The sequence below is a fragment of the Prevotella sp. HJM029 genome (assembly GCF_000599605.1).
Lineage (GTDB): Bacteria > Bacteroidota > Bacteroidia > Bacteroidales > Bacteroidaceae > Prevotella.
Window position 1 is genome coordinate 44,497 of record NZ_KK082668.1, and the last position, 24,145, is coordinate 68,641.

The 24,145-nt window shown below is 44.5% G+C and carries 17 protein-coding genes; 6 read left to right on the plus strand and 11 right to left on the minus strand.

The window, feature by feature from the left end:
* Window positions 1-112 precede the first annotated feature (112 nt).
* On the plus strand, window positions 113-2,206 hold the full coding sequence (locus X919_RS0108975; RefSeq protein WP_028899820.1) for a prolyl oligopeptidase family serine peptidase: 2,094 nt from the start codon (window positions 113-115) through the stop codon (window positions 2,204-2,206).
* A gap of 188 nt (window positions 2,207-2,394) precedes the next feature.
* Here the strand turns inward: X919_RS0108975 and X919_RS0108980 are convergent, their stop codons facing one another.
* On the minus strand, window positions 2,395-3,294 hold the full coding sequence (locus tag X919_RS0108980; RefSeq protein WP_028899821.1) for a UbiA prenyltransferase family protein: 900 nt from the start codon (window positions 3,292-3,294) through the stop codon (window positions 2,395-2,397).
* Window positions 3,295-3,538: 244 nt separating this feature from the next.
* Here X919_RS0108980 and X919_RS0108985 point away from each other — a divergent pair, with 244 nt between their 5' ends.
* Both X919_RS0108985 and X919_RS0108990 read left to right on the plus strand, forming a co-directional pair.
* Window positions 3,539-4,081: a C40 family peptidase gene (locus X919_RS0108985; RefSeq protein ID WP_028899822.1), complete on the plus strand. Its 543-nt coding sequence runs from the start codon at window positions 3,539-3,541 to the stop codon at window positions 4,079-4,081.
* Between the two features lie 273 nt (window positions 4,082-4,354).
* A complete protein-coding gene (locus X919_RS0108990) occupies window positions 4,355-5,122 on the plus strand; it encodes a glycosyltransferase family 2 protein (RefSeq protein WP_028899823.1) in 768 nt (255 codons plus the stop codon).
* 57 nt (window positions 5,123-5,179) lie between these two features.
* On the opposite strand, the gene X919_RS0108995 is transcribed toward X919_RS0108990, so the two are convergent.
* Together X919_RS0108995 and X919_RS0109000 are read right to left on the minus strand one after the other, a co-directional pair.
* Window positions 5,180-6,136 carry a lysophospholipid acyltransferase family protein gene (locus tag X919_RS0108995; protein ID WP_028899824.1) on the minus strand — a complete coding sequence of 319 codons (957 nt, stop codon included), beginning with the start codon at window positions 6,134-6,136 and terminating at the stop codon, window positions 5,180-5,182.
* Entirely contained in the window at window positions 6,133-8,106 is a 1,974-nt protein-coding gene (locus X919_RS0109000; RefSeq protein WP_028899825.1) for an LTA synthase family protein, read from the minus strand. Before X919_RS0109000 ends, X919_RS0108995 begins: the two co-directional genes overlap by 4 nt.
* 287 nt (window positions 8,107-8,393) lie before the next feature.
* Between X919_RS0109000 and X919_RS0109005 the strand changes: the two genes are divergently transcribed.
* Together X919_RS0109005 and X919_RS0109010 are read left to right on the plus strand one after the other, a co-directional pair.
* Entirely contained in the window at window positions 8,394-9,578 is a 1,185-nt protein-coding gene (locus X919_RS0109005) for a glycosyltransferase family 87 protein (protein ID WP_371212587.1), read from the plus strand.
* Window positions 9,571-10,698, plus strand: coding sequence for a glycosyltransferase family 4 protein (locus tag X919_RS0109010; RefSeq protein WP_028899827.1), 1,128 nt, complete (start codon window positions 9,571-9,573; stop codon window positions 10,696-10,698). The genes X919_RS0109005 and X919_RS0109010 overlap by 8 nt, the downstream gene beginning before the upstream one ends.
* Here X919_RS0109010 and X919_RS0109015 read toward each other — a convergent pair.
* From X919_RS0109015 to X919_RS0109025, 3 genes are read right to left on the minus strand one after another with little or no spacing between them, the layout of a single operon-like run.
* Window positions 10,673-11,080, minus strand: coding sequence for a GtrA family protein (locus X919_RS0109015; protein WP_028899828.1), 408 nt, complete (start codon window positions 11,078-11,080; stop codon window positions 10,673-10,675). The genes X919_RS0109010 and X919_RS0109015 overlap by 26 nt on opposite strands.
* Window positions 11,081-11,090: 10 nt before the next feature.
* Complete coding sequence (locus tag X919_RS0109020; RefSeq protein ID WP_028899829.1) at window positions 11,091-12,035, minus strand: glycosyltransferase family 2 protein; 945 nt, start codon at window positions 12,033-12,035, stop codon at window positions 11,091-11,093.
* Complete coding sequence (locus X919_RS0109025; protein ID WP_256380403.1) at window positions 12,028-12,876, minus strand: polysaccharide deacetylase family protein; 849 nt, start codon at window positions 12,874-12,876, stop codon at window positions 12,028-12,030. Before X919_RS0109025 ends, X919_RS0109020 begins: the two co-directional genes overlap by 8 nt.
* Window positions 12,877-13,730: 854 nt before the next feature.
* Between X919_RS0109025 and X919_RS0109035 the strand changes: the two genes are divergently transcribed.
* Entirely contained in the window at window positions 13,731-14,279 is a 549-nt protein-coding gene (locus tag X919_RS0109035) for a glutathione peroxidase (protein WP_028899832.1), read from the plus strand.
* 256 nt (window positions 14,280-14,535) lie between these two features.
* Here the strand turns inward: X919_RS0109035 and X919_RS0109040 are convergent, their stop codons facing one another.
* The 5 genes from X919_RS0109040 to X919_RS0109065 all read right to left on the minus strand — a co-directional run bounded on the left by X919_RS0109040 (window position 14,536) and on the right by X919_RS0109065 (window position 24,138).
* Window positions 14,536-16,680: a glycoside hydrolase family 97 protein gene (locus X919_RS0109040; RefSeq protein WP_028899833.1), complete on the minus strand. Its 2,145-nt coding sequence runs from the start codon at window positions 16,678-16,680 to the stop codon at window positions 14,536-14,538.
* Window positions 16,681-16,709: 29 nt separating this feature from the next.
* A complete protein-coding gene (locus X919_RS0109045) occupies window positions 16,710-18,164 on the minus strand; it encodes an alpha-galactosidase (RefSeq protein WP_028899834.1) in 1,455 nt (484 codons plus the stop codon).
* 94 nt (window positions 18,165-18,258) lie between these two features.
* The gene (locus tag X919_RS0109050; protein WP_028899835.1) at window positions 18,259-19,098 is read right to left on the minus strand and encodes a SusF/SusE family carbohydrate-binding protein; all 840 of its coding nucleotides are present in this window, start codon (window positions 19,096-19,098) and stop codon (window positions 18,259-18,261) included.
* Window positions 19,099-19,393: 295 nt separating this feature from the next.
* Window positions 19,394-21,127 (minus strand): RagB/SusD family nutrient uptake outer membrane protein, encoded by a 1,734-nt coding sequence (locus tag X919_RS0109060; RefSeq protein WP_028899837.1) that lies wholly within the window; start codon window positions 21,125-21,127, stop codon window positions 19,394-19,396.
* A gap of 26 nt (window positions 21,128-21,153) precedes the next feature.
* Entirely contained in the window at window positions 21,154-24,138 is a 2,985-nt protein-coding gene (locus X919_RS0109065; protein ID WP_028899838.1) for a SusC/RagA family TonB-linked outer membrane protein, read from the minus strand.
* Window positions 24,139-24,145 lie beyond the last annotated feature (7 nt).

The following is a 24,145-nucleotide window of genomic DNA, read 5'->3' on the forward strand; positions in this document are numbered from 1 at the left end:
GTAACAAATGTGCCAAAAGGGTGCTATTTTATTTTCTTTTAACGCATGATTCATAGCGATGGCTCAGAAGTTTGTGTATTTTCGTGGAACGTTTTACAAATTATAATTCATCATGAAATTTAAAATGGTTATGTTATCCGCCATGACTTTGGCAACAATGAGTGCACAGGCACAATCTTTTCACTATCCTAAGGCACCGCAGAGTGACGCAAAAGACCGTTACTTTGATGTAGAGATTGCCGACCCTTTTCGTCCGCTTGAAGACGATAATAGTGCTGAAACGCAGCAATGGGTGGCGGCAGAAAACAAGCTAACGCGTAGTTATTTGGACAAACTTCCACAGCGTGAACGGTTGATGAAGCGCATGAAAACGCTGGTGAATTATGAAAAGATTGGCACACCTTTTCATGTGCATGGCACGTGGTATGTGTATAAAAACAATGGTTTGCAAAACCAAAGTGTGCTTTATAAGATGGAGCATTTGGGTGGAAAACTTATCGAAGTGCTCGATCCAAACAAGTTAAGTGCCGATGGAACAGTGGCATTAAAGGGGATAAACTTTTCGCATAACGGGCGTTATATGGCCTATATCATTAGCCGAAGTGGCAGCGATTGGCAAGAAATCTATGTTAAAGATTTGCAGACTGGACGCGATTTGTCCGATCATATTGAATGGGCAAAGTTCAGTGGTGCGGCTTGGAAAGGCGATGGTTTCTATTATAGTGCCTACGATGCACCCACAAAACATGCCTTTAGTGGTAAGAATGAAGTGCACAAAGTGTATTATCATCGGTTGGGAACGCCGCAGAAAGACGATGTGTTGTTTTATCAAAATCCAGCCCATCCCCTGCGCTTTTATCATGTAAGTGTTAACAAAGAGGAGACGCTTATGTACCTCATTGAGTCGGGAGAAGGCAATGGAAACAACCTCTTTGTGCGCGACTTACGCCAGCCCGATGCACAATTTATCCAGATGACTAACGACATGTCGTGTCAATATTCACCGCAAGAAAACATCGGAGACAGCATTTATATCTTCACGAATTGGGGTGCTCCTAAGAACCGATTGATGGTGGCTGATTTGAAAAATCCGGGTGTATCGGCATGGAAAGAGGTTATCCCTGAGGGAGAAAGTGTGTTGGAAGATGTCACGTTTACCAATGGAAAGCTCATTTTAAGCTATAACAAAGATGCCTGCACACATGCTTATTGGTGTGATATGCAGGGCAAAAACCGGAAAGAAATAGCATTACCTTCGGGCACAGCAAGCTTTTATGGCAAGCGAGATCTTGCAGAATGTTTCTATTCTTTCAGCTCTTTCACTACGCCAGGAAGCATTTATCAGTTGGATGTGAATAGTGGAAAAGCATCGGTTTATGCTGCACCTAAGGTGGCTTTTGATAGTAAAAATTTCGAAACGAAGCAAGTGTTTTTCACCAGTAAAGATGGCACACGTGTGCCCATGTTCCTCACATTCAAAAAAGGTTTGAAGCGCAATGGCAAAAATCCCGTGTTCCTTTATGGCTACGGAGGGTTCAATATTCCGCTCTATCCATCGTTTTCTGCCCTGCGAATTCCATTCCTTGAGCAAGGTGGAATCTATGTACAAGTGAACCTAAGAGGTGGAAGTGAGTATGGCGAAGCGTGGCATTTGGCTGGAACAAAGATGCAGAAGCAGAATGTGTTTGACGACTTTATTGCCGCCGCTGAATGGCTTATTGCACAGCAATATACCGACAAAAAGCATCTTGCTATCGTAGGAGGAAGCAACGGAGGACTATTGGTTGGCGCCTGTATGACGCAGCGTCCAGACCTTTATGCCGTGTGTATTCCACAGGTAGGTGTACTCGATATGTTGCGTTATCATCGTTTTACGATTGGTTGGAACTGGGCTCCTGACTATGGAACGTCGGCAGATTCAAAGGAAATGTTTAATTATTTGCGGGGCTATTCGCCTTTGCATAATATTAAAAAAGGTGTGCACTATCCCGCAACACTCATTACAACGGCCGACCATGACGACCGTGTTGTGCCCGCACACAGCTTTAAGTTTGCTGCAACTTTGCAGCAGGCACAAGGTGGCACAGCACCTATTTTGATTCGTATTGATAGCAAAGCCGGCCATGGTGGCGGCAAACCCTTGAGCAAACAGATTGAAGAGCAAGCCGATATTTACAGCTTTATCTTGCAAAACATGGGCAAATAGAAATGAAAAGTCTCGCAAATTCTGCGAGACTTTTATGTTCATAACATCTATAGGTCATTCTTATATTTCCTTGTTATTAAGCGATATGGGCTGTTAATAATTGATTTTTCTTTGCTTTTATTCGAAGAAATGGGTATCATAAACTGTCCATCTTTGCTCATTTTGCATCCGCTTCGCGTGAGATATAATTATAGATGCCATTCTCCGATATAAACTATAAGGAAGAAACTCACAATCCAACCCACCACGCAACATTGGATAAATCGATTCTTCATCAGCACCTTTGTGGGATTTCCACTCTTCACATCGACCATCGTTAGTTGTAAATATTTGATGATTCCCGCCAAAACGAAGATGGAAGTGAAATAGATATAGGGAGAATGGAAGCGCGCAATCACCTCAGGACTCACCGTGTACATGATGTAACACACCATTGTTATCGCTGCAATGAGGCCGATAACCTGGTTGAGAAAGCTAAGGGTGTAGCGCGTAATGTTATTGCGTGTAAGGATATTCTCGGTTTCATAGAGCACCACATCATCGCGACGTTTGGCAAAAGCAAGAAAGAGTGCCAAAAGAAACGTCATCAGTAACAACCAGTGTGTGGGCATGATGTCGCAGCATATTCCACCGACAAAGGCACGCAACACAAAGCCAATGGCAATGATAAACACATCGACGATGGCATATTGTTTGAGCTTAAGGCTGTAAGCGATGTTCATGATGAGGTAGAAAAGCAAAACACCTATCACGGCAAAACGATTGCTTCCCGACAGATAACCAAATAGTATGGATAGAGCGATGCACACCATCATGATGCAATAGGCTGCAACAGGGCTGATGAGCCCTGCTGCTATGGGGCGCAAACACTTCTTAGGATGTTTGCGATCACGCTCAACATCAATAATATCATTGAGGCAATAGATGGCACTTGCAATGAAACAAAACGCAAGCGTCGTGTACACAACAGCAATTAAATAGCTTGTTGTGAAGAGAAGTTGGCTAAAGAAGATAGGCAAAAACACGAATGCATTCTTTAGCCATTGCTCAGGACGGATAAGTTTTATAACTGCTTTTAGAACTTTCATATGCTGTATAAACGGAATAATATTGCAAAATTACAGAAAAAAAACGGTTCTTCCTCTTTTCGCATTTCTTTTTCATTTCATCACGATGTTTTTCTCTCTTTTGGGGTTTAAGTGTGGGTTAAACGGAATTAAAAGACCTTAATAGAAAGAGGTGAGGCACCTTGTTCTCTTAATTTATGTCATGTTGGTTTGTCTATGTAGCTCATTATCACTATCTTTGTTTGACATATAAAAATCCTTTCGAATGAATTTTAAAAAAATATTAGTTGTATTTTTACTCTTCGTAACCTCGGCTTCTATCGTTGTTGCACATCGACGTGCGCAACATAAACCTGAAGTTGAGCTGGCAAATGATGATGAAGGACATAGTGAATTTGAAGCCCTTTTCAATGTCTCGGGCTTTGATTTGATAGCCAAGGCACGCAATTTTTTAGGCACACCCTATCGTTATGGTGCATCAAGCCCTAAGGGTTTTGATTGTTCGGGCTTCACAAGTTACATCTATAAATGTATGAATATTTCGTTGGGGCGTTCGAGTCGTGACCAATGGAAACAAGGATTATCTATCGATAAAGATGAAATTCAGGTGGGCGATTTAGTGTTTTTCGGCTCCAATCGCCATAACATCGGCCATGTAGGCATTGTTTGTGAAGTAGAAAATGATGGTGGTTTCAAATTCATTCATTCCAGTTGTGGTCGTGGTGTCACCATAAGCGACATTGATGAAGGCTATTATGCCCGCAAATATCGTGGTGCCCGTCGCATCCTTGAAGGCTATAACGTGTAGTTTGTGAAGGGGATTACATGGCAACAGCCAGCACTTCAGTATTGAAGTGCTGGCTGTTGTGTTTGTAGTCCCTTTGTGTAGGCTTACAAAAATAGTAGTAATTGTGGTGTAATATGGGCTATATTATCGGATAATTCAGCATAGATTATCGTTGAATTTGCGCTATTTTCCTTTCATAACCAGTGCAAGCGTTTTGATAAAAAGAAATGATGTGCGTCATATTTTATATGCCTTCGTTGCTAAAGCACAAATATAATGTGTACATTTGCAATCATGAACCGGACAGAAGGGATTACAGTTGTAATCAACACTTATAATGCGGCGCGCCATCTTGCCATGGTGCTTGAAGCGGTAAAGGGTTTTGATGAAGTACTCGTTTGCGATATGGAAAGCACCGATAATACGCTCGAGATAGCCAAAGCCTATGGGTGTAGGGTCGTGATTTTTCCCAAAGGAGCGCATCGCATCGTAGAACCAGCTCGGCAATTTGCCATCAACCAGGCACGTTGCCCATGGGTGTTGGTGGTCGATGCTGATGAGATTGTGCCGGTAGCTCTGCGCAACTATCTCTACAAGGCTATCGAAACCGAGGCCGATTTCGCCGCAATAGCCATCCCACGCAAGAATTATTTCATGGGAAAGATGATGCATAGCTGTTATCCCGACTATATTCTTCGGTTCTTAAAGCGCGAGAAATGCAACTGGCCTCCCGTCATTCATGCCTCACCTGAGGTGGGAGGACGCATTATTCGCATTCCTTCTGCCCAGCGGGATCTTGCATTTGAACACCTTGCCAATGATAGTGTGGCCGACATTATCCGTAAAAATAACACCTATTCTGACTATGAAGTGCCGCGTAGGCGTAAGAAAAACTATGGCAAGATGGCGCTATTCTATCGCCCACTCTATCGTTTTGTGAAGTCCTATCTGCTGAAACGTGGTTTCTTGGATGGCTGTCCGGGGCTGATTCACGCTGTGCTTGATGCGGGTTATCAGTTTGAAATTGTGGCTAAGTTAATGGAAGAGCGGCAGAAGAAATGATGCTTTGTGCACTAAAAGCGATCCTATTATCCTTAAAAAACAATCTTATAAGCTGATTCACCAAATCATATCTTTCCCTTTTTGCAAGCGCACTTTGCCATCAACATATTCAAAATGTTCGTCAAAGATGGCTCTTGTGCGTTTCCATCGGTTGTGACTCCAGAGGTAAATTTCGGGTTGTTGACGGATAGATAGTTCCATATTGCGGAAATATTCATCGGTGATTTCGAATGGTTTGGCTTGCTTTGTGTCCTCTCTAAGCACCTTAAACTCGCAGTTGTAATGGCCTCTTTTCACACGTTTCATATCGCCATACACGAAAACCTGGTCGGTATGTTTCACAATTCGCTCGGCTCCTGTGAGCACAGGTGTATCATGATTGAGGAAAGTTAGCCAGTGATGAATGTTCCACCAAAAGGGAGTTTGGTCGGAGATATATCCTACAATGACGGGTTTATTGGCTTTCTTGAACTCCAAAATCTTGCGCAATGACTCTTGCATAGGGATGCAATAAGCTCCATTTCGCTCACGAACATAGCGGAAAAGTCGGTCGAAATATTCGTTTTCTAAAGGGTGATAAAGTTGGCAACAAGTGGCATTTTGGGTCCAATAGGGCAGCGAAGTAATCCATTCCCAGTTACCTAAATGACCTAAATACACGCCTACTGACCTCCCTTCAGCGGCATATTGATTTAGTTTTTCTACGCCGGTGAAGGTCATTCGCTTCAATAATTGCTCCTTACTCATCGTGATGAGTTTCACGGTTTCCACGATATAATCGCAAAACCACTTGTAAAAATCCTTTTCAATTTGGCGGAGTTCATCCTCCGATTTCTCGGGGAAAGAGGTGCGAAGATTATGCCAAATCACGCGATGTCGATAGCGAACAACATGCGATATGAGCAGGTAAAGTGCGTCGGATAGCAGATAAAGTGCCCAAAATGGCAGCAAAGAGAGGAACCACCAAATGCCATAGGCGATGAAATAAGCGGTGTGTTGAAAAAATTTCTTCATTCTTTTGTAGCGTTGGGGCGAAGTTTATCGTTGACCATGCGGTACATATATTGATAGATAATCGCTTTGAGTTCGGTTTCCATTTGCTGTTGTTCTTTCACTTTTCCCACGAGATTATGCTGCATAAGCAAATCCGTTAGCTTGTAAATGGCTTTCGTTTGCGTGCCATCCCATTGCAAAACATAACCATGTTTCACGTATTGATAGATGCCATTGAGGTAGTTAACGGCCCACGTATTGTCGTCAGAAGTGTTGAATAAATCAGCGCCAAAAGCCATGTAAGGCTTAGGAAATCCCACGTAATGGAGCAGCGTTGGCATGATATCTATTTGCTGAGCGATGGCGTTTTTGCGTTCAGCTTTGATTTCATTCGATGGATCATAGATGATAATCGGCGAGCAAAAGCCACCGATGTCGGTCATGTATTGTGCATGATCGCTTTGGTTTGTATGGTCACTGGTGAGCACAAAAATCGTGTTTTTAAACCATTTCTGCTTGCTGGCTGTTGCAAAGAATTTGCCAATCGCCATGTCGGTGTAACGAATACACTTCTGAATCGGCAGATGTTCTTCCTTGTAAATGTTCTTATATTGGGCGGGAACGACGAACGGATCGTGGCTCGATACGGTGAAAAGTGCCGTCATAAAGGGCTCTTTCATCTCGCTCATTTTCGCACAATAGTACTGAAGAAAGGGCTCATCCCATATTCCCCAGTTGCCATCGAAGTCTTCATCGCCCCCAAATCGCTTATCATCGTCGTAGTCTTGTCGACCATAATAGTGCTGAAAACCTATCTTTTTCGAGAATGCTAAGAAGCCCATCGACCCACGATTGGCACCATGAAAGAAGGCCGTTTGATAGCCCCATTGACTCAAAAGCCCAGGCATTCCCGTGTAATCATTCATCGAAGCGGGCGTTAAAATGAACGGTTCTCCGAAGCGAGGAATGCTACAAAGAATGGAAGGCATGCCGTCAATGCTCTTTCGTCCGTTGCAAAATGAGTAGCGATAAACCAAGCTTTTCTCGATGAGGCGGTCCACATTGGGCGTGTAACCCTTGTACTTTCCGTCGAAAAAGTCACGGTTAAAGCCACCGATATATTCTCTTCCGAAGCTCTCAACAATCAAAATCACAATGTTTTTCTTGTGCGGTTGTGTGCTATCGGGCATGTGAATGGGGCTGAAAACCTGCGCTGCTGCCTGCACGTTCGGATAATAATTCGGCACCACAAAGTCGGCTTTACCTATCGTTCTCAACAAAGCAAAGGGCGTATTGAGCACCACTGCACAGTCAGTTGGGCGCTCAACAAACTGGTTTGCATTGCTGATGGTGATGGGACGCACACCAGATTGCAAGCCACCTCGTGCGCCAGCGACGATACCTATGGTAGCAATGGCAAGACAAACAAACTGCTGCAATCCATACATCCAGCGGCTTTTGGGCGTTGGAAACGTGGCAATCGTGGTGCGAGGCATCACATAAAGCCGTTGCATGAGGGCCACAAGAAGAACAAAAGCCACGACAAGATACCAATGTGTTAAGGCGTTATGGAGCACTATACTCCCGAGATTATGCTCGTTATTAAATTCTTGAAACACACTCATTGTGGTGCGCCTTAGGGTGAAAGGAAAGTAAACTGCATCGGCTAAATTGATAGCTAAGGCAATGGAATTGACAACAACAAACACCCATTTGCATAGCTTTTGATAGCCCAGTTGCTCCTTCATCCAAAGCGGAAAGAGCATCAACAACACATAAGGTATATGTGTATAGACAATCGCTGTGGTATCAAACAGTAAGCTACCCTTTATCCATTGTCCGATAGTGGCCCCTGAAAACCCTTCCGAAAAATAGCTCCAATTGCTGAAAACATAGATGAGTCGTGCGATGAAGTAGAGCACATAAGCTCCCAAAATATTACATATCAGGGCAACGCTACTGCCCCATTTCGATTGCAAAACATGCTTCATTTCGAACTTTAATCTTTCTATTCTTTTGCGAAGTTACACATTTTTGCAGCGAAAACCAAATTAAAGCGCAAGTTGTTTGTAGGGTTTGCTGTCATCAGTGCGAAGAAATGATGGTGGAAAAGGCTACAATATCGTTCTCTATGCGAATGATTTATTTTTTGCATTCCTGCGGAATAGAACCAAATTTAATGTTTAACTTTGCACTATCACATTTCAAACCATGCCCCATTGGCTTGCTCTTTGCCCTGCAAAGCGGTTGGAATAGGTGCATGTTAACAACAAAAACAATGATGATATACGACAAACTGAAGGCCTTTTTGCGCCATCCGATTTTCCAAAACCGTTATTTTTTATTAGGCATCTGGACGATTTTAGCCCTCGTTGGCATGCTGAAATATCACCGAAGTGATAATAACTTCCTGATTTTCCGCGGCGTTTTTTGGCACACTTGGCAGCAAACGTCGCTCTATGCCGCCTATCCGGCCGAATATTTTGACGTCAATCATTATGGACCTTTATTTTCTTTGATCATTGCTCCCTTTGCTTTGCTGCCCCATTGGGTGGGACTTTTGTTTTGGTTGTTGTGCTTAACGTTGTGGCTTTACGCAGCTATCTATCGATCAACGCTCGCCCATCGCCAGCAAGTTTTCATCTATTGGTTTTGTGGTTTTGCCTTGTTGACGGCTTTGTTTATGCAACAATTCAACATTGCCATTGCCGCAATGGTGCTCTCTTCCTTCTTTTTAGTGGAGAAAGAGCAAGAGCCTTGGGCGGCCTTCTTCATTGTTTTGGGCACATTGGTGAAGCTCTATGGCGTGGTAGGGCTGGCCTTTTTCCTCTTTTCTCGTCACAAAGGGCGGTTCGTTCTTTGGTTGTTGCTGTGGTCGGTGGTGCTGTTTTGTCTGCCGATGCTCATCAGTTCGCCCCACTATGTTGTGGCACAATACCACGAATGGTGGGTTTGTTTGGCCGAAAAGAACACCGAAAACCTGCACGCATTGATGCAGAACATTTCGCTCTTGGGGATGGTTCGCCGCACAACCGGTTGCGAAAACTATTCCGATTTGTGGCTCATTGTGCCCGGAATGGTGCTCTTTGCCCTCCCCTATCTGCGTTTTTCGCAATACAAGCATCTCGCTTTTCGTGAGGCCATCTTAGCCTCTGTGCTTATGTTTATCATTCTTTTCAGCACCGGAAGCGAGTCAAGTGGTTATATTATTGCGCTGTTAGGTGCGGCGATATGGTATGTTTCGGCGCCTTTCGAGCGTGGCAAATGGGCTGTTTGGCTCATGGTTTTTGTGTTTATCCTGTCGGGAATGGGCAACAGTGACCTCATTCCGAAAGCCATTCGCACAGCCATTATCCAACCTTATGCACTGCGTGCGCTGCCCATTAGCCTACTTTGGTTTTGCCTTTGCTATGAGTTATACACGAAAGATTATGCTCCTTTAAATGAAAACAGTCATGAATAAGTATGCAAGGATAGGTTATGATGCCAAGCGCATTGTGCGCAATGGCACCGGATTGGGTAGTTATGGCCGCACGTTGATTAACGATTTGGCGCCCCTTTTGCCCCAAACGCAGTTGCGATTGTATGCACCCGACGACGGAAAAGCGGTGTTGCGCGAACAAGTTTTGCCGGCAGAGAATGTGACGTTTGTTTATCCTTCTCATTTGCATCTGCGCTTGCAACGCGACCTATGGCGCATGCATGGTGTGGTGAAACGGTTGCAACAAGATGGCGTTTCGCTCTATCATGGCCTTTCGGGTGAGCTGCCTTTCGGACTTAAGAAGGCGGGAATTGCGGGCATTGTGACGGTGCACGACTTGATTTTTCTGCGTCATCCCGAGTTCTATCCCGCGATAGATGCCTTTATTTACAAGCTGAAGTTCTATCAGATGTTGCAGGAAGCCACGCGTATTGTTGCCATTAGCGCGTGTACTCGGCGCGACATTCTGCACTATAGCAACTTTCCTGCCGAGAAAATCGATTTGGTTTATCAAAGTTGTGGCAGCTATTTCAGCCAGCCTGTTGGTGAAGATGCGTTGGCCGAAGCCCGCCAACGCTATCAGCTTCCGGCACGCTATCTCTTGAATGTGGGCACGGTTGAGGTGCGCAAAAACATTCTTTTGGGCATTGAAGCGCTCCCCTTCTTGCCCCAAGACATGCACCTTGTGGTGGTGGGACGGAAGACTTCCTACCAAAAGAAGCTCGACAGTGCCATTCAATCTTTGGGTATTGGCGACAGAGTGCATTTCATTCAAGGCATTCCCAACAACCTTTTGCCTGCCATTTACAGGCAAGCTGAGGCCTTTATCTATCCCTCTCGTTATGAAGGTTTCGGCATCCCTATTATCGAAGCCATACAGAGTGGTTTGCCCGTTGTGGCTGCAAAGGGTAGTTGTTTGGAAGAAGCTGGTGGCCCCGATAGCCTCTATGTGGATGCCGATGATGCCAAAGGGTTGGCCGAAGCGGTGGAAAAAGCCATGCAGAACCGCACAGAAATGGTGGAAAAGAGTCGGCAGTATGTGAAACGATTTGAGAACCAAAACGTGGCTGAGCAAATCATTTCTTGTTACGAACGAATATGAAACGCAACAGCAGAAAGTTGACAGGCACGGCAATAGCCATTACTAAAATGGGAGCAAGCCATTGATTTACGGCCATCCATAGGAACAAATGCAGCAGACTTATCTCTAAAAAATAGTTTAAAATATGACTGCCCACGAAGCCCAAGAAATTGTGTTTCGTGGGCTTTTTTTGAAAGGTGAAGTAGGTGGTGAGGGCATAATTGGCTACCAAGCCCACGCCATAGCCGGCCGTATAGGCTAATGTGGCCGAGCAGAACAACAGAAAAAGGCAATAAATACCATAGTGAAGCGCCGAGCAAAGTGTGCCCGTGAGCCCGAAACGTGCCACGCGCCAGAAGTCGTTTTGCCAGCGTTTCCACAGGGGTTGAAGTGTCTTTTGCATGTGTTGTGGCTTAATCTAAGATGTCGCTGATGTGATAAAGTGGGCGGTGTTTCACTTCTTCGTAGATTTTTCCGATGTAAACACCCACCACACCGATAGCCATCATGAGCATAGCTCCAACCAACCAGATGCTTAAAATGATAGAAGCCCAGCCTGCAACTTCGGTGTGTGCCACGAAAGAATGAATGACATAGCCGCCGATGCCCAAACTGATGAGCAGGAAGAACAGGCCTAAATAGACCACGAAATAGATGGGTTTCACCGAGAACGAGGTGATGCCATCGAGCGCTAAGTGCATCATTTTGCGCACCGTGTATTTGGAGTGGCCTGCTTCGCGCGCACTGATTTCGTCGTCAACGGTGGTTGATGGCAGACCAATGAGGGGCACCAAACCGCGTAGATAGAGATTACGTTCTTTGTAATCGGCCAGCATCAGCAGGGCTTTTCGGCTCATCAGGCGGAAGTCGGCATGGTTGAAAATGCTGTCAACGCCCATGGTTTTCTGCAGATGATAGAAGGTTTGGGCCGACATGCGTTTGAGCAATGGGTCGGCTTGTCGCGACACTTTCACGCCATAGACAATGTCGTGGCCTGCCAAGAAAGCATCGACCATTTCGGGAATACATTTGCGATAGTTGTCTTGCAGGTCGGCATCGAGCGTGATAACGGCATCGGCCCAGTTCTTAGCCGTCATCATTCCGGCCATGATGGCATTCTGATGGCCGGCGTTGTGGGAAAGGTTGATGCCCCGAACGAGCGGATTGTCGCGGTGTAATTGGCTGATAATATCCCAGGTTTTGTCGCGGCTGCCATCGTTAACCAGCACAATCATCGAGTCGGGAGCTATTTTTTCTTCGGCAATCAGCGCTTGAAAAAGGTCGGTGAGTTTGGCCACCGACTGCGCCAATCCCTCTTCTTCGTTGAAGCAGGGCGAAACGGTTGCGAGTTTAATCATTGTTTTTGCGCTGTTGATCGACAAATGTTTTAAAGGTGATAAATGGCTGATGGTCGCGCTTCATGGCTTTGATGAAGCGGTCAAGTCGGGCAGATAGCGCTTCGCCACTATGGTTTTTGATGATGAAAGGCATCTTGTATTCGGGATGTTCTTTCAGTGCATAAAATTCCCAAGGATGAAAATAAGTAACGAAATAGCCATCGTGGCGGAGCACTTGTCGTGCCAAACGGTGGTATAAACGCTCGGGGAAATTGTGCAAAGCCAGCCAAAAAAGCGGAATACGCAGTTTGGGACTGACACTCGCTGGTATCTGCATGACACCATCTTTCATAAACCATGTGCGCGGCGTTCGCAGGTGCATGTAGCGCCCGGGAATAAAGGCTGGGTTCAAAGATGAATTGTATTGAAAGCCGGCGGTCTGAATATCGTGGTCGGAAACGGCAAACATGCGGGGCTGTCGGTAGCCATAAACGGGCTGTTGAGCCACGCGTTCAACGATTTCTTTCGACCGAAATACATCGTCATCTTTGGGTTGCCAGTGGTCGACACCATGGCAAGCCACCTCGTGTCCCTCGTTGATGATGCGCTGAATGATGTGGGGTGCGTGCACAGCAAAGTTGCCGGTGCAGAAGAATGTGGCCTGCACGCTGTTGGCTTTCAGGATGTCTAAGATGCGTGTTGTGCCCGCAATAGACACGCGCATGCCCTCTTCTAAGGAGATGTCGACGCCATGTTCGCGCGGCACATCAAACTCTTCGGTGTCGAAGCTTAATAAAATCATGTCCTTGTTTGTTTTGCTATCTGTGCAAAGGTAGGTTTTTTTTCTGAATTGTTGGTTCACTAAAGCTCATTTTTGGTTGACGGCTGAGGCTTAAATCTTTCTTTTGTTTGTGGGGCAGGTGGTGCAATCACTTTCCTTTACAAAAGGCTTTCTGTAGTTTGTTTATTTCAAATGGCGAGGCGATGGATGGCGTATGGGCGAAATAGAAGCGCGTGTTCTAATTGGCTTATAATCAATATGATAATGAAAGGGAATGGTTTTTTCGGTGATTTTGATGGTGAAAAAGAGGGAAAAAGGGGCTGTTTTGCCTTGCTTTTTAGGCTGGATTTGCGAGTAAAACGGCTGTGTTTGTGCACAAAAGTGATAGACTTTACTCGCGAAAAGCATAGGGTTTGGGTGTAAAGGTGGATAGATTTGCGCGAAAAGGCATGTTTTGGTGTGTCAGATTTTCTATTTGAAGGAGTTTTGATGGGGTGTTTTTTGGTAGAATTTATTTACAATAATGGGGTGTATAGATGGTGTGCTTTTAGGGCGCTGTCTGTCATTTTGCATTGGTCCTTCTGTGAATTAGGAGGGAGAAATATCATTTTTTGTATGGGAAGGCAATGTGGAGAAATTCTTGTTTTCAGCTTGAAAGATAGCCTGTTATCACAAAACAGTCATTCAAAATGCGCAAAACTACATCGCAAACGATTTTAGTTTAAAAAGTATTAAAGTTTTGAATGCCTTCTTGGTATGGGATAACAAAAATACTATCTTTGCAAACGAGGAAAAGATTCTTTCACGAATAAAATTAAAATTACAATAAGATGGCATTGAATTATGACAAAGACGGGTTGGACGAAGATTTTGAAAAAGATGGTCGTTTGGCACGGAATATGTTTAACATCACAACAAATAAAAAGCAAAAGACAATGAAGACAGTTTATGATTTCAGTTTGACCGATAAGAAGGGCAACAACGTTAGTTTGGCTGATTATAAAGGAAAGGTGCTTTTGATTGTGAATACTGCAACGGGATGTGGCTTCACACCGCAGTATGAAGCATTGGAAACAATGTATAAAAGGCTGCGTGATAAGGGCTTTGAAATATTGGATGTGCCCTGCAATCAGTTTGGACATCAGACGCCAGGTAGCGATGAAGAAGTGACAGAATTTTGCACAATGAAGTTTGGAACCGACTTCCCTCAGTTTAAAAAGAGCGATGTGAATGGCGCAAATGCGTTGCCTTTATTCACTTGGTTGAAAGAAGAAAAGGGCTATGCCGGTGGTGCCTATGAGGAGAAATTGGCAAAGGTGATGGAAGAGCTTTATAATAAAGCTAATACAGAGCCACGCAAACAGAATGATATTCAGTGGAACTTCACGAAGTTTTTGATTGATCGTGAGGGAAAGGTTGTAGCTCGTTTTGAACCTACCGTGGATATGAAAGAGGTAGAAAAGGCTGTAGAAGCACAACTCTAAGCGAAAGAGCGCATAGACTTTCATAGCAAAACGAGGTGAGAGCAGGGCTATATGATTTGTGTAGGGCTTCGTTCTCACCTTTTTCTATGGGATTTTACTGGTAACTTTAATTGCCTTTTAGAGAGAATTTAAACGGGCTTTTAGGGCATATCGTTGTTACGGATAGAATGGCTTTGTAGCAAAAAGGATATAAAAAAGCAGGAATGCTGGTATGAAACCGCATTCCTGCTTCGTCGTTTTTGTGTTGTTTGAGGGGTTATTTGTTAGCGATGAGGCTAATAGCAAAGCCTCCTCCTGGTGCTTCTTTTATTTTAAGCGTGTCGCCTTTCTTAATGTTTCGTTTCGTAATGGTGTAGGCTGATGGGTTTTTATCATAGTGAGCGTTGGCTGCATCAGCATAGATGGTGGCCGTATAGGTGCGTCCTTTGTCGAGGAAGTCGAACTTGATAGTCGATAAATGGCCATCTGCGTCGCACTTTCCACCTACAAACCAGTTATTGGTTCCTTTGGCTTTACGTGCTACTGTGATATACTTTGCAGGTTCAGCCTCAAGATATTTCGAGTCATCCCAGTCGCAAGCCACATCGCGAATGAATTGGAATGCATCGTTATATTTCTCATAATTTTCAGGAAGGTCGGCTGCCATCTGCAATGGACTATACATGGTGAGGTACAAAGCCAACTGGCCTACCAACGTAGTGTGTACATAACTTTGATTGTCACACCACTTGTTGAGTTTGGTTTCTAAGATACCTGGTGTGTAATCCATTGGGCCTCCTTGCAGACGAGTGAATGGAAGGATGAGCGTATGATAGGGTGCATTGCCACCAAAAGCTTCGTATTCGGTGCCGCGTGCACTCTCGTTTCCAACCAAGTTAGGATAGGTTCGGCATAAACCTGTGGGGCGAACAGCCTCGTGTGCATTTACCATGATATGCTTTTCAGCGGCCTTTTGGATGGCACGCAAATAGTGATTGTTGGTGCTTTGACTGTAATGATGCTCGCCACGGGGGATAATATCGCCTACATAGCCGCTCTTAACAGCATCGTAACCATACTGATTCATGAGATTATATGCAGCGTCCATGCGACGTTCATAGTTGTCTGTTGAGCCCGAAGTCTCATGATGCATCATGAGTTTCACACCCTTACTATGTGCGTATTCGTTGAGTTCTTTGATGTTAAAATCAGGATATGGGGTGACAAAGTCGAAGACATTATCCTTCCAATGACCAAACCAATCTTCCCAACCAATGTTCCATCCTTCGACAAGCACTTGCTGAAAACCATTTTTTGCAGCAAAGTCGATGTAGCGTTTCACGTTGGCAGTGTTGGCAGGATGAATGCCATTGGGTTTCACTTTGGTGTAATCGGTCACGCCAAGGTGCACAGAAGGTACATCAAAGGTGTAGGCCCAGGGCTTGCCTCCCGCAATCATTTCCCACCAAACACCACAATATTTCGTGGGATGTATCCAGCTTGTGTCCTCAATTTTGCAAGGCTCGTTGAGGTTTAAGATAAGGTTGCTGGCTAACATATCGCGTGCATCGTCGCTCACCATCACTGTACGCCATGGTGTATTGAATGGCGTTTGGACGTAGGCTTTGTTGCCAACTGCGTCGGGAGTAAGCCAACTTTCGAAGACAAAGTTTTTGTCATCGAGGTTGAGATGCATAGCAGGATAATTGATTAATGCAGCCTCATGCAGGTTGATGTAGAGGCCATCATTGGTTTTTAACTGCAAAGATGTCTGTACACCTGTGGGTGAAAAGGGTGTTTGTGACGAGTTTTCGGTCACTGCATCCTTCATCTTTCCACGTATTTCGGATAGTTTAGAGATGACAGATTCGTATTCCTGTGTATCGTAATCGCCTGGAATCCAGTAGGCAGTATGGTCACCTGCCATAGCAAATTGTGTGCGTTCACGCGACACAATGAAATAGTTCAGTTCGTTTTGTTGTGGGAATTCATAGCGAAATCCCATGCCATCATCATATACTCTGAAGCGAATAACGATATTTCTTTTGCTCTCTGGTTGGTTGAGATCCACTTCAAGTTCGTTGTAATGATTACGAATAGTGGCCGTTTCTCCCCACACTGGCTTCCAAGTTTCATCGAAAGTGGTGGTCTTATGAGCTGTTTCTGTGAAGCCATCCATGAGGTTTGTCTCATTCATGCCTTTGCTTACGTGTTTGTCTTTCTTCAGTTCTAAACCCAAATGTGACGGCAAAATGACTGGCTTTTTCTTATAGGTCATCTCATAAGTTGGAACACCTCCTTCTTGAAGAGAGAACTTTACAACGATGTTTCCATTAGGCGATGTCACTGTTTGTGCACCGAGTGATGCGGGAAGTGACAGGAAAATGGCTGCGAGTGCAGCGCTAAATGCTTTCTTTTTCATATCTTATAGGTTGCTTTTCTATTTAAACATTAGTTGGCTTTTGTAAGTTTATAAATCTTACAACCATGTGCAGGAACGTTTGCTTCGATAGTACCTTTGACCGTTCCCTTATTGCTATGTTCCCATAAGTCGCGTACATTGTAAGTGTCATGCAAACCGATTTGGTTTAAATCGAGCTTGCGTGTGTCGGCATTCTTCTCTCGATTGAAGAGTCCAATGACCCAAGATCCGTCCTTCATTGAGCCATACCACAGCTCACCATCTACCGACCAAAGGTTCCTTTTCAATGGTTTTCCAACGAAACCATCTTTTTGTAGAGCGAGCATCTCGTCGTTTTGGAAGAACGTTAAGTCGTGTCCTGTGGGCATATCGGTGACGGAAATGGGGCCACCTGCCATCAAAGGCAGCGACACTACGCTCATCTTTTCATTGTCATCGGCATAGCTTCCAATACGAATGAAGTCACCATCGAGACGCACTTTCTTGCGACCTGAAATCTTAGACCAGTTGATAAAGCCATCGAAAGCATTCTCGGAATTGGGCCATCCGCCACGCAAACTGCCGCGATTGTTTTCGGAAAAGCGATACCATCCGCCTTCCAATGCGTCGGCATCAATGCGAATCATGTTGCCCGCATACTTCTCAATGATGGCATTATTCTTGAGATGTGGCATCACAAGCGACACGTATATGCCATATTTCTGTGCATATTTGTTAATCCATTGCATGCCCTTCACATAGCGTTCGCGGCCATAACCTTTATCAATGATGTCGGTATAGTTCATGCCATCCTCATACCATGAGAGGAAATCCATGCGGATAAACTTCACACCCATATCCGAATAATGTTTGAAGAAGCCTTCAAAATATTGCTCAGCACCGGGATGATCGGTCACCACCCAGCTGAAATAATCGTTCTTTGCAGGGTGCTTTACGTCTTTATCTTTCTTGGGATCGTAGCGCAAACTGCCCACAGTGATGTTGTCTGTGCCGGGAATTATGGCATCGGCATTGGTATAATGCAGCCAAAAGGGGCTGTCATAGACTCCCAATTTCAACCCTTTTGCATGGAGTTTGCTAATGATAGTTGATAGTTGTACCTCGGGAGAATTGTCGCTTTTTTGCGTGTGACTGTAGCGCGTCATATAGCCGTTATCGCCACTCATAGAGGCAAATCCGTCGGTCACGAGCATGTCATAGCCGTGGGATTTCAAGTTGTTGGCCACATAATCAATGGCGTTATCCCAATCGGTTTCGGTGAAGATGTTGGGAAAAGAATTATCTTTCTCTTGCTGACGCAGCGCACCATACACGCTCCAATATAAGGGAGCATGATCCATATTGGGTGCTTCTGCAAGCGGAGTAAGTCCTATTGTGGGATCAACTTTGTCGACACTAAGGTCGCTTGTCACATCCCATTCGTTGCTGTTGCAGCTTGTCAAGAGACAGATTGCTGCCATGTAGAGTATAAATGTTTTCTTCATTTTTGGTTGATGTTGGGTGGGGAGGGTGGCGAAAGCCCTTACACCTTATTATAAAGTGGGTCTCCCCTCCCCTATTCTGTTTGTTGAATTGCACTTAGGGTTGGAACGATTCAACCTTGATTTCACGTTTGGTGAGGTCGAATACCACCTTATAGGTTCCCGCTTCGGTCACATTCCACTTGTTATCGGCACCACCTATTTCCATGCCTTGCTTCGAAACACCCGTGTGATTGAGTGTTACACCGGCATCGGGTGCTTGCAGATAAGGACCAGCATAGCCTGCAACTGTGGTGCCACTGTACACCAATTTCAATTCGCCTGTGTTGAGATGGCCGGTGTAAGTGTATTGAAGTGGCGTGTCAGATGTCTTAGTAAACATCGTAACATTGCTTTCATTGTCGGTCCATCCGCAAGGAGCTGCACTGCCAATCATACCTAATTTTGTAGAGACGATGGGCGTAACGGGCTCGGGACCATTATAGGTTACTTGAATTTTATAGTTGCGAAGGTTGATTAAAACCTTATACATGCCCGCCTTTGTCACCTTCCATTTGGCATCGTTTCCATTCTCTTTGCGCACCTCAATACCATCTTTTGCCACACCATTTTCATTGATTTCGGTGCCGCTTTCGGGCGCAAAAATGAAGGTTCCACCCCAGTCTCCTTTGGTTAAAGGCAATTTCATTTCGCCCACTTTGAGCTTGCCTTCGTAGGTGAAAATGAATTTGTCGTTGGGCGATAGCGTCATTTCTGTTGGCGCACCAATGTTCCATCCGGCCGGAGTTGCATCGCCAACCATGTAGAGATGATTTAACTTTAAAGGCAATTCGCCTTCGATAACGACAATATCTTTGTCGTCGTTGCACGATTGAAGTACCGTGGGTGCAACCAAGGCAAGCAGTGCATAGGCTGCATATTGAAATAGTTTCTTCATATCATCAATATTTTTTTATGAGGGTCTTTGCATCCATGATTGCTTAAAGCGGTTGAAGCAGAATGGCAAATGGCGCGGAAAGGATTTGCAAAAGATAGCATTTTGGGCTGTAATAGCGTGCATATTGCGTGTGAAACTGCACCATTTTGCGCGACAATCTGCATGCTTTTATTTTCCAATCTTTATTGCGTTGCTGCTCAACGGCTTAGGAAAGGGTTGCTTGTACCCTCTCCTTCGCGGTTGACTTTCTTCTGAACCATTGTTGCATAAGACCTTTTGTGCTGTTGAATTAATTTTATTCTCCGTAGCCGGGGTTCTGCTTTATGTTGCCCCGTGCAGCCCCAATGATGTCCGTATGGAAGGGGAATATCTCGGTATGCTTGTCAGAATCGGCTTCCTTATCCCACCAAGCATCTTGGAATTTGCCAAAGCGGATGAGGTCAACACGGCGGCGTCCTTCGGCAAAGAATTCGCGTCCCCATTCAAAGAGCATCTCGTTCATGTCGAGTGTGGCACTACCTGTGGGTGCATAAAGCACGGTTGACCAGTCGGAAGCAGGATAGTTGCGCTTGCGAACGGAATTCAACAGTTGCGCAGCACCTGTGGTATCGCCTGCGCGGAGCTTGCATTCGGCCAAGCTATAGATGATTTCGGGCAGACGGATTTCGCAGTAATCGGCCTCCAACATGCCTTTCTCTTGGTCGGAATAGAGGGGATATTTCGCAAACATCCATCCCGAATTGTCGTCGCCATTCTCTAAAGAACTTTCGCTGGTTGATAGCCATTGCGAACCGTCTGTTGCGCCAAACTTGCCGACAGCATCGCGCAAATCGAGCGTGAATTTGCCGTTGTGATCTTTCAAATAAACGGTGTTTCCGTTGGCATCTTGGTAGGCAATCTTGCCATAGACAAACATACCTTCGCGCTTGTTGTTGCCCAAATTGGTGTATTTCTGCAAACGATAGTCTGAGGGATATTGTTTGAAACGGGCAATCGGACGGCCGAGTTCGAAGGTGTAAGCAGTGCCATTGGGACGCAAACTGGGCGATGCCGAATACTTAATGTTGTGTGAACCTTGCTTGTTCTTAGTATCTTTCAGCCAGTCACTCGCCTTAGAAGGTACCGACCACCAATACATATCACCACCATAGTGCCAATGAGAATAGCCTTCAGAACCGGGGAATGCGAAGATAACCTCATCGCTGGTTTGGTTGTTCCAATCGAAGGCTTCATCCCAACGGCTACCTATCTGATAGGTGCCATAAGTGCCATTGAGGATGTCTTGTGCTACATTTGCACAATCATTGAAATGGTCTTCGTTGATATAGATCTTAGCATTGAGATACAACCTCACTAACAAAGCAGCTGCTGCAGCTTGTGTCCACGAGCCTTGATGGCCTTGATTGCCGCCCAATGTGGTTTTTTTAGCCAATAGAGGGATGGCATCTTTCAGTTCCTTTTCAATAAAATCATAGATTTGTTTGGGTGGAACTTGTGTTTGAATATTCTTGCTTAAATCATAATAACTCGTAGCAAATGGGATGTTGCGGAAGGCATCTAAGAGGCGTAAATAGAACCAAGCACGCAACACTTTGTTCTGTGCTTTGAGGTTATTAAACTCTGTTTCAGAGAAACCAAATTGTGAAGCGCTGAGCCTATTGAGGTCCTCTATGACCAAGTTTGCTTGCATAATGCCTTGGAAGCAACCATTATATTCGGTTTGTGCCTCACCATTTGTTACCAACCATTTGTGTCTATGCAGGCGAGCCCAGCGTCCTCCATCGTCCCACCAGTCTTCTCTTGTGGGCGTAATTAATTGGTCTGCGGTCTCCTCATTGAGTACATGGCGGCTTTGAACGCTCCAAAATCCATGTTCAAAGGGGCGGAAGACGGAGCGAATGACGTCTTCTTTGGTGTTATAATAGTTGTTAGAGTCAATCTGATCATAGAGTGTTTCGCCTAAATCGGTGCACCCAACAAGGCTGAAAGCCAGCAGCATTGACGCTACATATTTTATAGTCTTTTTCATAATCGTTTATTAATCGTTGATTGATCTTAGAAATCTATCTGCACACCTAACATAAATTGACGGGTCGAGGGATAGTAAGTACGTGATCCAGTTGCGCCTGGATTTAACCCATTTACCTGATAGTTTGATGGGTCAATGCCCGAGAACTTTGTGATAGTAAATAAGTTACCCGCTGTTGCAAAGATGCGAATAGCATCGATATACTTCTTATTTAGATTCAGCGTATAGCCTAAATTAATAGACGAAAGCTTGAGATAATCGCCTGGTTCTAAGAAATAATCACAGACAATAGGGTTCTGAGAAATAATCAAGTTCTTGCTGTATGCTTTGTCCATCACGTTGCCTTGGAAGCTCTTTGTTCCATAATAAAAATCATGAATGTTGAAAATTTTGAAGCCTAAAGCTGTTTGGAAGAAGAACGAAGCATCCCAGTTTTTGTAGCGGAAAGTATGTGTCATAGAGCCCGTAAAACGTGGAAGTCCATTGCCTACATACTGTCTGTCGTCATCAGTAGCGTTATCTGCTAAGACAAGGTCGCCGTTTTTGTCATAAACAATCCATTGTCCTTGTGGATTAACGCCTGCATATTTGAGCATGTAGAAGTTGCCAATGCGTTTTCCTTTCTCGATTCTTTGCAGTGTATGGAATGGGTATGGATCTTCAGGACTAACCACATCATAGTAGTTTTGACCAACAAACTGTGAGTTACTAAAGTCCACAAACTTGTTGCTCATGGTAGAACCTATGACATTAATCGTGTAATTAAAGTCTTTAGTCTTGATGGCATTCCAAGTAATATCGAACTCAAATCCACTATTACGCATCGTTCCTACGTTGACAAATGTAGATGTAAACAAGTAAGGAGGAACGGATACATTGTAATCACCTAACAGGTCTTGTTGTCGTCTATTATAATAATTGAATGAGCCAAAGAGGGCACCTTGCAGCAAGGTCCAGTCCAAACCAATGTTCCAGTTCTTTCCTTTTTCCCAACGAAGATCAGGGTTTACATTCTTTCCTGGGCCCCAAACTTGATAATATTTGCCATTGTACATGTAATAACCAAAGCCCGACATGGTGTTCAGTGATTTGTAACTATCAAAGTTTTGATTGCCCGTTACACCAAAGTCCGCACGCAACTTCAAGTCAGTTAACCAACTCTTTGTATCCTTCATAAAGGGTTCATCAGAGATTCTCCAGCCCAAACTAACAGCAGGGAAGTTACCCCATTTGTGGTTTTTACCAAACTTTGACGACCCTTCATGGCGCAAAGAAGCGGTCAACATGTAGCGCCCTTTCCAGTCATAGCTAACACGTCCGAAGAAAGCTATCAGCTTAGCATCGTTCATATAGCTACCCATTCCAACCTCACCTTCTTCTTTTGCATAGGTACCTGTGCCGAGATTGTTGTCTTGTAGCGCATTGTTTGGGAAGTCTTTGTTTGCAGCATTTAAGCCCGAATATTTATCATATTGATAGGAATAGCCCACCATAGCTTTAATATTGTGGTCGCCAAAAGAGTTACTATAGTTAGTGATCCACTCTAAACTATGTAGAGATGACTTTGAATAGTCCTGACTTGCTTCCCCCAAATGACCACCATTGATGGCCAATGTGCTAGTTGATGGGCGAAACCATTGGTTGTAATTGTCATATTGGTGATCGGCAAATGTTAGCTGAGTTGTAAGCACTTGTTTGCCTGGATTCGTTAGAAGGAGTGGGAAAAGATTTAATTTCACCGTTCCATCCCAATCCAACAATTTCGTTGTACCAGTATGCTTCTCAAGGTTAAGCATCTCAAGAGGGTTATAACTTGCAGTTTGTCCCTTAAAGTTATAGTATAAATAGGGATTCTGAAGATCACGAATTGGGGTCGTAGGATTGGCTTCTACGGCATTGCGGAACACGTCCCATTGTGCATTTTTGCGATAAGCTATGCGTGGAGCGATATTCAAATTGAATGTAAATAGCCCACTCTTTGTAGTGTGGTTCAGTGCAATACGCCCACCATATTCCTGTCGACCAGAGTATTTGTCGATACCCTTTGCATCGCGATAATCCACAGAAGCGCGGTAGTTTGACTTGGCATTTCCTCCGCTAAGTGTTAGTGTATGTTGTGTACGAACGCCCACACGACTAATCTCTTTCATCCAATCTGTTGATCCTCCGAGGTCATAACCTGTGCCAGAAGCAATGCGATTAGCGCGATATTCATCGGCATCAAGCATGTCCAACTCTTTCTTTATGGCATCAAAGGAAATTGTTCCATTGTAACTCGTGTGCAAGTTTCCATCGCGCGATCCTTTCTTTGTCGTTACCAAAACAACGCCATTTGAGCCGCGTGTTCCATAGATAGCACTGGCTGCTCCATCCTTTAAGATATCGAAACTCTCAATATCATTGGGGTTGATGTTGGTTAAATTGCCACCAGGAATACCATCGATTACAATCAAAGGGCCTAAGCCTGCAGCGCGTGAAGAGACTCCTCTCACCTGGATACTAGCCTGATTATTGGGGTCACCTGCCCCCGTATTCGTGATGCTTACACCAGGGACTTTGCCTTGAATCATCATTGAAGGGTCTACTGTTGCAACCTTAGTAAAGTCTTTAGATGACACGTGTGAGATGGCAGAAGTCAATTCTTTTTTGTCCATTGTGCCATAACCAATGACCACAACTTCGCCCAAATTAGCTGCGTCTTCCTTTAATGTCACATTAACTTTACTTTGACTTTTAATGTTAATCGTCTGTGTCACATATCCTATATAGGATACTTTCAACACAGCATTACCATTTTTTACTTTGAGCGTAAAGACACCATTAATATCTGATACGGTTCCGTTTTGCGTTCCATTCTCGACAACATTTGCGCCGATAATGGGCTCCCCAGCCGCATCTTTAACCACGCCTTCTACGTTAAATACGCCTTGTGCAAAGCCATAAAGCGGCATGCATAGCGCAAAAAGAATAACAAGATACAATCTTGTCAGCCGAATAGTTGAATTTGGCATAATTGTA

What these genes read in the sequence shown, in the direction of transcription:
- X919_RS0108975 (WP_028899820.1), top strand. Translation starts at nt 113, where the DNA reads ATGAAATTTAAAATGGTTATGTTATCCGCCATGACTTTGGCAACAATG.
- X919_RS0108980 (WP_028899821.1), bottom strand. Translation starts at nt 3,294, where the DNA reads ATGAAAGTTCTAAAAGCAGTTATAAAACTTATCCGTCCTGAGCAATGG.
- X919_RS0108985 (WP_028899822.1), top strand. Translation starts at nt 3,539, where the DNA reads ATGAATTTTAAAAAAATATTAGTTGTATTTTTACTCTTCGTAACCTCG.
- X919_RS0108990 (WP_028899823.1), top strand. Translation starts at nt 4,355, where the DNA reads ATGAACCGGACAGAAGGGATTACAGTTGTAATCAACACTTATAATGCG.
- X919_RS0108995 (WP_028899824.1), bottom strand. Translation starts at nt 6,136, where the DNA reads ATGAAGAAATTTTTTCAACACACCGCTTATTTCATCGCCTATGGCATT.
- X919_RS0109000 (WP_028899825.1), bottom strand. Translation starts at nt 8,106, where the DNA reads ATGAAGCATGTTTTGCAATCGAAATGGGGCAGTAGCGTTGCCCTGATA.
- X919_RS0109005 (WP_371212587.1), top strand. Translation starts at nt 8,394, where the DNA reads ATGATGATATACGACAAACTGAAGGCCTTTTTGCGCCATCCGATTTTC.
- X919_RS0109010 (WP_028899827.1), top strand. Translation starts at nt 9,571, where the DNA reads ATGAATAAGTATGCAAGGATAGGTTATGATGCCAAGCGCATTGTGCGC.
- X919_RS0109015 (WP_028899828.1), bottom strand. Translation starts at nt 11,080, where the DNA reads ATGCAAAAGACACTTCAACCCCTGTGGAAACGCTGGCAAAACGACTTC.
- X919_RS0109020 (WP_028899829.1), bottom strand. Translation starts at nt 12,035, where the DNA reads ATGATTAAACTCGCAACCGTTTCGCCCTGCTTCAACGAAGAAGAGGGA.
- X919_RS0109035 (WP_028899832.1), top strand. Translation starts at nt 13,731, where the DNA reads ATGAAGACAGTTTATGATTTCAGTTTGACCGATAAGAAGGGCAACAAC.
- X919_RS0109040 (WP_028899833.1), bottom strand. Translation starts at nt 16,680, where the DNA reads ATGAAAAAGAAAGCATTTAGCGCTGCACTCGCAGCCATTTTCCTGTCA.
- X919_RS0109045 (WP_028899834.1), bottom strand. Translation starts at nt 18,164, where the DNA reads ATGAAGAAAACATTTATACTCTACATGGCAGCAATCTGTCTCTTGACA.
- X919_RS0109050 (WP_028899835.1), bottom strand. Translation starts at nt 19,098, where the DNA reads ATGAAGAAACTATTTCAATATGCAGCCTATGCACTGCTTGCCTTGGTT.
- X919_RS0109060 (WP_028899837.1), bottom strand. Translation starts at nt 21,127, where the DNA reads ATGAAAAAGACTATAAAATATGTAGCGTCAATGCTGCTGGCTTTCAGC.
- X919_RS0109065 (WP_028899838.1), bottom strand. Translation starts at nt 24,138, where the DNA reads ATGCCAAATTCAACTATTCGGCTGACAAGATTGTATCTTGTTATTCTT.